We start from the raw sequence: 8,185 nt of genomic DNA, 5'->3' as shown, positions 1-8,185 counted from the left end.
AAGGTGGCAAAATCACATCTGGCGCTAGGAAAAGAGTTTCAGTGCCGCAGTTACGATGCGATGGTAGCCCACACGACGATTGTCTTCACCCGTTACATCATGCTTGCGCTTCGGACGCGCGAAGCGCAAGATCCGAGGACCATCGGTCAGCTGTTCTTTTTGTGTTGTGATGAATTGGAGGACATCCGATTTGCAGAAGCAATTCTATTGGTATTGGACTGCCTGAAGGCGTCTCTCACGGAAGAACCTATCTTGTCTGAAGAAATGGTGCAGTCTGTTCTGGACAGAGTTTTCGACAACTTTCCTGCTTTCTTAAAAGGAGCATTTCATCAACCTGAAAAGCAGTTCCCAAGCGTTTTAACGGCATAATAGTATAGCTAAAATTATTGATATATCAAGCCTTTAGGGTCTTTTTCGGTGTGCGAAAGTTGAGTTATAACAATCGAATAATAAAGATTGACATAATGCTCATCAAGTTCTAATATTTGTTTATCACGCTTTTCTAAACATTCGTTTATTTTATAGCATGATGTTTATCACTTTAAAAAAAGAGGGGAAATTATGGCAAATGTGAATCAAATCTTCAACAAATATCTTACCTGGATCGTAATCGGTGTCGCATTGGCGGCTTTCGTTTTCGACCAATCCTTTGTGTGGGCAAGCAATTATACGACATTATTCCTACAAATCATCATGTTTTTCATGGGCTTGACCTTATCGGTCAGTGATTTCAAGGAGGTGTTCCACCGTCCGGCTTATGTGGCCATGGTCAGCCTGATGCAATTCATCTGGATGCCTTTCGCCGGTTGGGCGCTTACGAAACTCTTCAATCTGCCGCCTGAACTGGCTTTGGGTGTAATTCTGTTGGGTTGCTGCCCCGGCGGCACGGCTTCGAACGTGATGACCTACCTTTCCAATGGTGATGTGGCGCTTTCCGTTACGGCAACTTCGATTTCGACGATGCTGGCGCCGATCATCATGCCCCTGAACATTTCGCTTTATGCCGGCGAAATCATCGAAATCAGCTTCTGGCCGATGTTCTGGTCGATTCTGAGGGTCGTTTTCCTGCCGGTCGTTTTTGGGGTTATTTTGAACTCCTTGTTCGGAAAAAAAATTGCTTCGTATTATTCCGTGCTGCCGACCTTCTCATCCATCGGCGTCCTACTCGTTATTGCGGCAGTCGTCTCCGTCAACAAAGAAACGATTATGCATTCCGGATTGCTGATCGCTTTCGTGACTTTCCTGCATAATTCAAGCGGTTATGCCTTCGCTTGGGGCGTCTGCAAACTCTTGAAAGTCGATGTGGCATCGACACGCGCCATGCAGATCGAAGTCGGCATGCAGAACTCTGGACTTGCTTCCAGCATGGCACTGAATGCGCCGTTCAATGCGCCGCAAGCTTCCATGGCTGGCGCCATCTATTCAATCATGCACAATGTGACCGGCTCTTTGTTCGCGAGCTATTGCCGCTACAAAGATGCCAAGTCTGCCGAATCAAGTCCGGCTGCTGTCGAGACACCCGTTACAGAAGCTTAACAGCCAAAAAATAGCCCGTCCAATGACCGTTTGAACCGGTTATTGGACGGGCTTCTTTTTATGTTCAATCTGCTTCGTCGTTCAATATCGCTTCTCTGCGCTGGAATTGGTGTTCGCTGAGTTTTCTGAAGTGGTGCTGCAAATCGGGATCGTCGGTCTTGTCGGCCATCTCCAGCAGCAGGTGGCCGTTGATATCGAGGTCGCAGAGCGTACCAAGTGCAGTTTGGACTTTCTTCATTTCTTTGATGGTGTCCTTGTCCTTCTCGCCCAGGATCGGCGCGAGGTAGGTCGCGGCGTAACGCAGTTTCTTGGCGTTGATGCGCAGGCTGTGGGTCTGTTCATGGTTGGAGAAATCTACCTCTTCCCACTTGCGCATCAGGCGTTTCTTCATTTTTTCGAGTTTCTTGATCGTCGCTTTTTTCTGCTGGGCATCATCCAGTTGGATCGTTTTCAGGAACTGGTCCGTAGCGGCTTCAGCATCGAGGATGCGTTCGGTTAAGGCTCCGCTCGTGATCAGTTCCTGGATACTGTCCTGCTCGCCTTGGCGTTCTTCCATCAGCCAGGTCATGACTTGGCCGTCCTCGGCCAGCATCTCCGGGTACAACCCGCGCAGCTCGCGGCATTCTTCCATCAGCACATCCAGCTCGCGCAGGTAACCGAAGGTAGTGGCGATTTCGCGCCAGTCTTCACCCGCTTCCCGGTAATATTTTTCTTCGCCGTTCGCCTTGTTGAAGTTCAATAAAGCCCGCAGCTGTCGGATTGCCACACGCAGCGCATGCGCCGATTCCGGCTCGACGGGATCCTGCTGATAAGCGGCATAGGCCAGCTGAATGCCTGCCAGCTGGTCTTTGATGATGCTGGCGTATAATGTGTCTTCGCCAACGCATGGGCTGCAATCCGCCGTCCCTTCGTGCTTATCGACCGCACGCATTTTGGCGGCGGCGGTTTCGTGTTTGCGTTTCGCCGATTCGCCCGGCGCCAACAGCCATTCCAGATTGCCGATCGGATCCTCGGTCAAGTCGACAGTAAAGAAGGCTACCGCTCCTTTTTTGAACGGGATCGCCGCCCCGATCAATTCTTTCGTCCAGCTGCTCATATAAGGCTCGTGACCGACAAGCGCCAAATTGAAACCCTCGTCCTCCTGTTTCAATGCATCCATGAAGGCTACGAAATCACCGGTCGCCAAAAATTCCTGTGGTTGGATTTCTTCGACAGCAGTAGCTTCCGCAACCAATTCAGCAGTCTCACGCGCCCGCAGCAACGGGCTTGTCCATATCTTCAAGTTACCGTCCTCGGTCAGTAAGGGTGCGATGTCGGGAAGGAATGCTGTCATTTCCTCCACTCCCGCTTCCGTCAGTTTTCTGTAGAAGTCATCCCCCTCAGGTGTGCGCTCTTCTGCGATTCCGTGCCGAATCAGTATCAATTGTCCTCCCATACTCGTCATCCTCCTTTATTTCGGTGTCCCAAATACGGATTTCACGCCCCGATTTGTAACCGCTCTCTCATCTGATATTATACCATTTTTCGCTAATGTATGTGAAAAAAATCCGCCTCTTTTCAGAAAGAGGCGGATAAATGAAAACTGATTAAATTTGTTGGCATGCACAAATGAGCCTGTTTATTCCGATCGAACTTAAGCGAAGTTAGGCCAACTTCATCCTTTTCCATTTGCCGGACTGGAAACGCATCGCGATCAGGAACCAACGAATGATCTGATCCAGCATAACGGCCAACCAGGCACCGAGGATACCCAGTCCGAGCACCTGCACAAAGAACGTAGCGGCCGCTACCCGGATGATCAATATCCCCAGGAAGGTCGAGATCAGCGGGAAAATCGTATCCCCTGCCCCGCGTAGCGAACCCGCAACAATCAGCTGGTGCGATTGGAAGGGCTGCGTGATGGCCGCCACGCGGATGGCGATCGCGGCATTCCGGATGATTTCCGGATCGCTGGAATAGAAGCTGACGATGTACTCGGCGCCGAAGAAGAAGACCAAGCCGAGTATGGCACCGCACATGCTGCCGATTTTGCCGGTGCGTGAAGCATATTTTTCGGCCAGGTTTGCATCGCCGGCACCCAATGCTCTACCGACTAACGAAGAAGCCGCGATCCCAAAGGCTTGCCCAAGTGTGAATGATAGCGTCAGGATGTTCATGCCGATGTTATGGGCGGCAAAGACGACTGTCCCCAGGCCCGACACGATCTGGATAAACAGAATCATCCCGGAACGCAGCGCTAATTGTTCCAGCGCTGAAGGCAGTCCGATTTTGGCCAAACTTTTCATTGTTTTCATCGAAAAATGGAACGGATGCGCGAAAGAAAAATTTAATTTGCTCTTGCCCGAGCGTAAATAGCGAATCAGTAGACTGCACGCCACTGTGTTGGCAATGACTGTCGAAATCGCTGCGCCTTGGATGCCTAACGCCGGAACACCGAAAAGGCCGTATATCAGTAGCGCATTACCGATAACATTCAGAAAATTTGCTTGCAGGTTCACACCCATCGGAATCTGCGTTTCGCCGATCCCGCGCAAGGATCCGGAAATGCTGAAATTAAAGGATTGGAGCAGATAGCTGATGCAGATGATGCGGAAATAGATCCGCCCGACTTCGATCGTGTCCTGCTGTGCGCCCATAAAAGCCATGATCTGATCGGCATAGACAAAGGCAGCCAGGGCTAACGGAGCGGAAAGGATCATACTGATGATCATGACATGCTTCATAACGTTTTCCATTCGGTCATGTTTTCCGGCTCCGAAATAGCGGGCGATCAAAGCTGTGCCGCCGATATTCAAAGCCTGCACCACAGCCAGTCCGAGGAACAACGGCTGATTCGTCACCCCGACTGCGGCAACCGCTGCCGCAGCATAGCCATGATCTGCGATATTCCCCAACATCATCATATTGATCATCCCGAACAGCGAACTTAACACCAGTTCAATCAGAACCGGCCACGCGATGCTCATGATTTCCTTGTTGATCGGATTTTTCAGCTGCTTTATGTCCGCTTGTTTTTCTTCCCCCATAATCATCCTCCTACGACTCTTACTCCGCTCACTCCAGTCGCCCCCCGCTCGTCCGGCTTCACGGTTCCCTTTTAGCATAGCATATTTCTGCACAATCATGCTGCAAAATCAATCCAAGGTTTTATCAATAATGGATCGCAACACCTTTTCCCGTAATTCGACTGTTTTGATTTTATTTTTTATTTCATATCCCCGTACCAGCGTCTCCGAAATATACAATTGTGATATTTTCCCGGCCAACGATCCACCGTCAAAGAATTCCTCATTGGCGGTCTGCAGGACAATATCACCTAAGGCAGCAATGGGCGAAGATAAGAAATTAGTGATCGCAATGATAGGCGTATGATTTTCTTTGGCTATTTTCAAAGAATCGTAGATATCCTTGGTACGACCGCTCAAAGAGAAACAGATCACGAGATCTTCCGGTCCCAGCAAGGCCAAGGCATGGGCTTGAAAATGGGGATCAACGATATGGTTCGCATGCACACCTACCCGGAGCAACATCTTTTCCAAAGAAGCGGCCGACAAGCCGCTCGAACCGACTCCGATGATGTATATCGATTTTGCTTTGGTGATGGCCTCGATCGCTTGCATGACCACTTCCGGATCGAGCAATTGCCGCGTCGATTCCAAAACTTTGACTTGGTTTTCCAAAATCCGATCGTAAAATTGATGGTCATTATCACTTTCATACTGGCTGGTGAATTCCTCCTTGGCAATAGCAATTTTCAAATCAGAAAAGCCATTGAAACCGATCTTCTGAGAAAAGCGGATCAGTGTTGCATCGCCTACTTTTACTGCCTCGGTCACATCCTTCATTGTCTGATACACAGCCTGTTCTTGATTTTTCAATAAGTAATTCGCAATCCGTTTCTAGGATTTCGTCAACGCGTGATATTTTTCTTGAATCAGTTGAGCTAGTCCCATAAAGTCATTCCTTTTCCTGTTTATGACTCTCATTATACACGAACTTTTAAAAATGCAAATTACCTGTTTACAAACATGAAAGCGTGTGCAATATTTCATTTACGGAGATTAACTCCGGAATAAAATAAATAACGGAGGAAATATCCATGAAGAAGGAAGATTTCATCAACAAAGTCCGTGGCGGCATTATTGTCTCTTGTCAAGCGCAACCGGGAGAACCTTTATACACAGAAGAAGGCGGCATCATGCCTTTGATGGCTCTTGCAGCTGAACAAGCTGGTGCAGTCGGAATTCGTGCCGAATCGGTAAGGGATATTCAACAAATTAAGGAAAAAGTTGATTTACCGATCATCGGGATCATCAAACGTGATTACCCCCCTCAAGCACCATTTATTACGGCTACCATGAAGGAAATCGATGAATTGGTTGAAACGGGTGTAGAAGTCATTGCCTTGGATTGCACTTTGCGGGAACGCTATGACGGCAAAACAATCAATGCCTTCATCAAAGAAATTAAAGAAAAATATCCCGATCAATTGTTCATGGCGGATATTGCCACTTTCGAGGAAGGAATCAACGCTTTCAATGAAGGAATCGATTTTATCGGCACAACGCTAAGCGGTTACACAGCGGAAAGCCCCCAACAGGATGGACCGGATATCACCTTGATGAAAAAACTGGTGGAAGCCGGTGTGCCTGTCATCGCCGAAGGTAAAATCCATACGCCTGAACAAGCTAAAGCAATCCAGGAATTGGGTGTAGCAGGGATTGTCGTTGGAGGTGCCATCACACGGCCAAAAGAAATTGCGAAACGTTTCGTTGACAACTTAAAATAAGGAGTGAAAAACATGTTTAAAAAATTCTCTCAAGTCGGAAGAGCCATGATGCTCCCGATCGCCATTCTGCCCGCTGCCGGCCTTTTACTGGGTTTCGGTGGCGCATTGACCAATCCAAGCACCTTGGCCGCCTATCCGTTCCTTGACATTGAATGGTTGCAGACGATCCTGAGCATCATGAGTTTTGCCGGAAATGCCGTCTTTGCCAATTTGGCGCTCATCTTCACCATCGGGGTCGCTGTCGGTCTCGCGAACGGAGATAAAGGAACTGCTGGTTTGGCCACCGATCCAAGGTGCACTGACATCCGCTGGTACAGCCATCGCAGATATGGGCAGTTTCGGAACGTTCTTGTACGGCTTTTTGCTTCGTTTGACAGGCGCAGTCGGTTTGCACCATACGATTTATCCGCTGTTCTGGTATAGCTCTTTGGGCGGAAGCGAAGTTGTAGCGGGTCAAAACATTGCTGGTGCCCAAAACATCTTCTTCGCGCAATTGGCCGATCCAAATCATACAGGTCTTTTCACTTACGGAACGCGCTTCTTCGCAGGTCGTTTCGCTACAATGATGTTCGGTTTGCCGGCTGCTTCTTTAGCCATGTACCACTCCATTCCGAAATAAAACCGCAAAGCAAATGGCGGTATCTATTTCAGTAGTGCCCTGACTTCATTCTTGACCGGTATTACTGAACCACTTGAATATATGTTCTTGTTCGTCGCACCTTGGTTGTATGTGGTCCATGCCTTCCTTGATGGCGTTTCCTTCTACGTAGCTGACTTACTGAGCATCCGTATCGGAAACACTTTCTCCGGTGGACTGATCGACTTCTTGCTGTTTGGTCCGTTGCAAGGCAACGCCAAAACAAACTGGATCTGGGTTATCCCGGTCGGAATCATTTGGGCATTGATCTATTATTTCGTATTCCGCTTCCTGATCACGAAATTCAAAGTGATGGTACCTGGTATGGATGAATCAGAAACTGACGCAAACATGCCGGTCGCACCTTCAGGTAAGGCTTCTACATTAAATGATGAAGCCCAAATCATCATTCAAGCATTAGGAAATCAAGCGAACATCGAATCCGTCACTGCTTGTACAACCCGTCTGCGTGTTTCCGTGAAAGACGGTGCGATCGTAGATAAAAATACCATCAAGAATCTCGGAGCAACTGCTGTTTTCGAAGTCCAAGGCGGTATCCAAGCTGTATTCGGCGGTAAAGCAGATTTGCTATCACAAGAGATTAATCAAATTTTAGGAACAGAAGACTGATTTCAGTATGAATCTTCAGTAAACAACTTTAAAGTTCTGTGCAGTACAGGGGCGTCTCGTTTCGAGACGGCCCCCTGTACTGTGTTTCGGTTCTTCTGTATCTCGCGGACTGCCGAGAGATCACGCATCTGTCGACTGATCGAATACCGAAAACCGCATAACACCCGACAGATTGCCCTTCTGTCGGGCATACGGCTAGGATGGCGTTGCGAACTGCCGAGAAATCACACATCTGTCTGGTATTCGATAGTCACAGCCTCATTGATGCCAGACCAGATAGTAATCAACTCAACTTTCGCACTTGAAAAACCTATTTAACCCTTTGATATATCAATGTTTTTAAAGTCTTTAATATCAAAAATGTGCGCAAAAAGACACCTCTCTTTGGTAAAATGTAGTTACCACACTAACACAACCAAGGAGAGATGTCTTATGGCTACTATTTTACCAGAAAATCAAATCAATCAGGAACTTAATTCTTCCGTTCATCAATTTTTTCGCGAACAAAAACTGGGTACGTTACTCAATCAATCCAATATTCGGAAAGAAGCAGGCATCTCACCGGTACTACTGGTCCAGTTCATCTTTTCATT

Annotated in this window: 5 protein-coding genes and 2 pseudogenes; 4 read left to right on the top strand and 3 right to left on the bottom strand. The window is 48.0% G+C overall.

Annotation, left to right across the window (positions count from 1 at the left end):
• Together BMZ71_RS15000 and BMZ71_RS14025 are read left to right on the top strand one after the other, a co-directional pair.
• Nucleotides 1-369 (top strand): annotated as a pseudogene (locus BMZ71_RS15000) (hypothetical protein); the annotation flags it as partial.
• Nucleotides 370-561: 192 nt separating this feature from the next.
• Nucleotides 562-1,536 (top strand): bile acid:sodium symporter family protein, encoded by a 975-nt coding sequence (locus BMZ71_RS14025; RefSeq protein WP_086990831.1) that lies wholly within the window; start codon nucleotides 562-564, stop codon nucleotides 1,534-1,536.
• Between the two features lie 64 nt (nucleotides 1,537-1,600).
• On the opposite strand, the gene BMZ71_RS14020 is transcribed toward BMZ71_RS14025, so the two are convergent.
• From BMZ71_RS14020 to BMZ71_RS14010, 3 genes are all read right to left on the bottom strand, one after another.
• Nucleotides 1,601-2,971, bottom strand: coding sequence for a CHAD domain-containing protein (locus BMZ71_RS14020; protein ID WP_177187636.1), 1,371 nt, complete (start codon nucleotides 2,969-2,971; stop codon nucleotides 1,601-1,603).
• Nucleotides 2,972-3,179: 208 nt separating this feature from the next.
• On the bottom strand, nucleotides 3,180-4,562 hold the full coding sequence (locus tag BMZ71_RS14015; RefSeq protein ID WP_086990834.1) for an MATE family efflux transporter: 1,383 nt from the start codon (nucleotides 4,560-4,562) through the stop codon (nucleotides 3,180-3,182).
• Nucleotides 4,563-4,670: 108 nt separating this feature from the next.
• Nucleotides 4,671-5,429, bottom strand: a complete 759-nt coding sequence (locus BMZ71_RS14010; protein WP_245734460.1) for a MurR/RpiR family transcriptional regulator — start codon at nucleotides 5,427-5,429, stop codon at nucleotides 4,671-4,673.
• Between the two features lie 206 nt (nucleotides 5,430-5,635).
• Here BMZ71_RS14010 and BMZ71_RS14005 point away from each other — a divergent pair, with 206 nt between their 5' ends.
• A complete protein-coding gene (locus BMZ71_RS14005) occupies nucleotides 5,636-6,325 on the top strand; it encodes an N-acetylmannosamine-6-phosphate 2-epimerase (RefSeq protein WP_086990836.1) in 690 nt (229 codons plus the stop codon).
• Between the two features lie 12 nt (nucleotides 6,326-6,337).
• A pseudogene (locus BMZ71_RS14000) lies at nucleotides 6,338-7,592 on the top strand (PTS transporter subunit EIIC).
• The last annotated feature ends 593 nt before the right edge of the window (nucleotides 7,593-8,185 follow it).

The organism is Trichococcus flocculiformis (assembly GCF_900113645.1).
GTDB lineage: Bacteria > Bacillota > Bacilli > Lactobacillales > Aerococcaceae > Trichococcus > Trichococcus flocculiformis.
The sequence above is the reverse complement of the archived record's forward strand: the minus strand, read 5'-3'. Positions and strand labels throughout refer to the sequence as shown.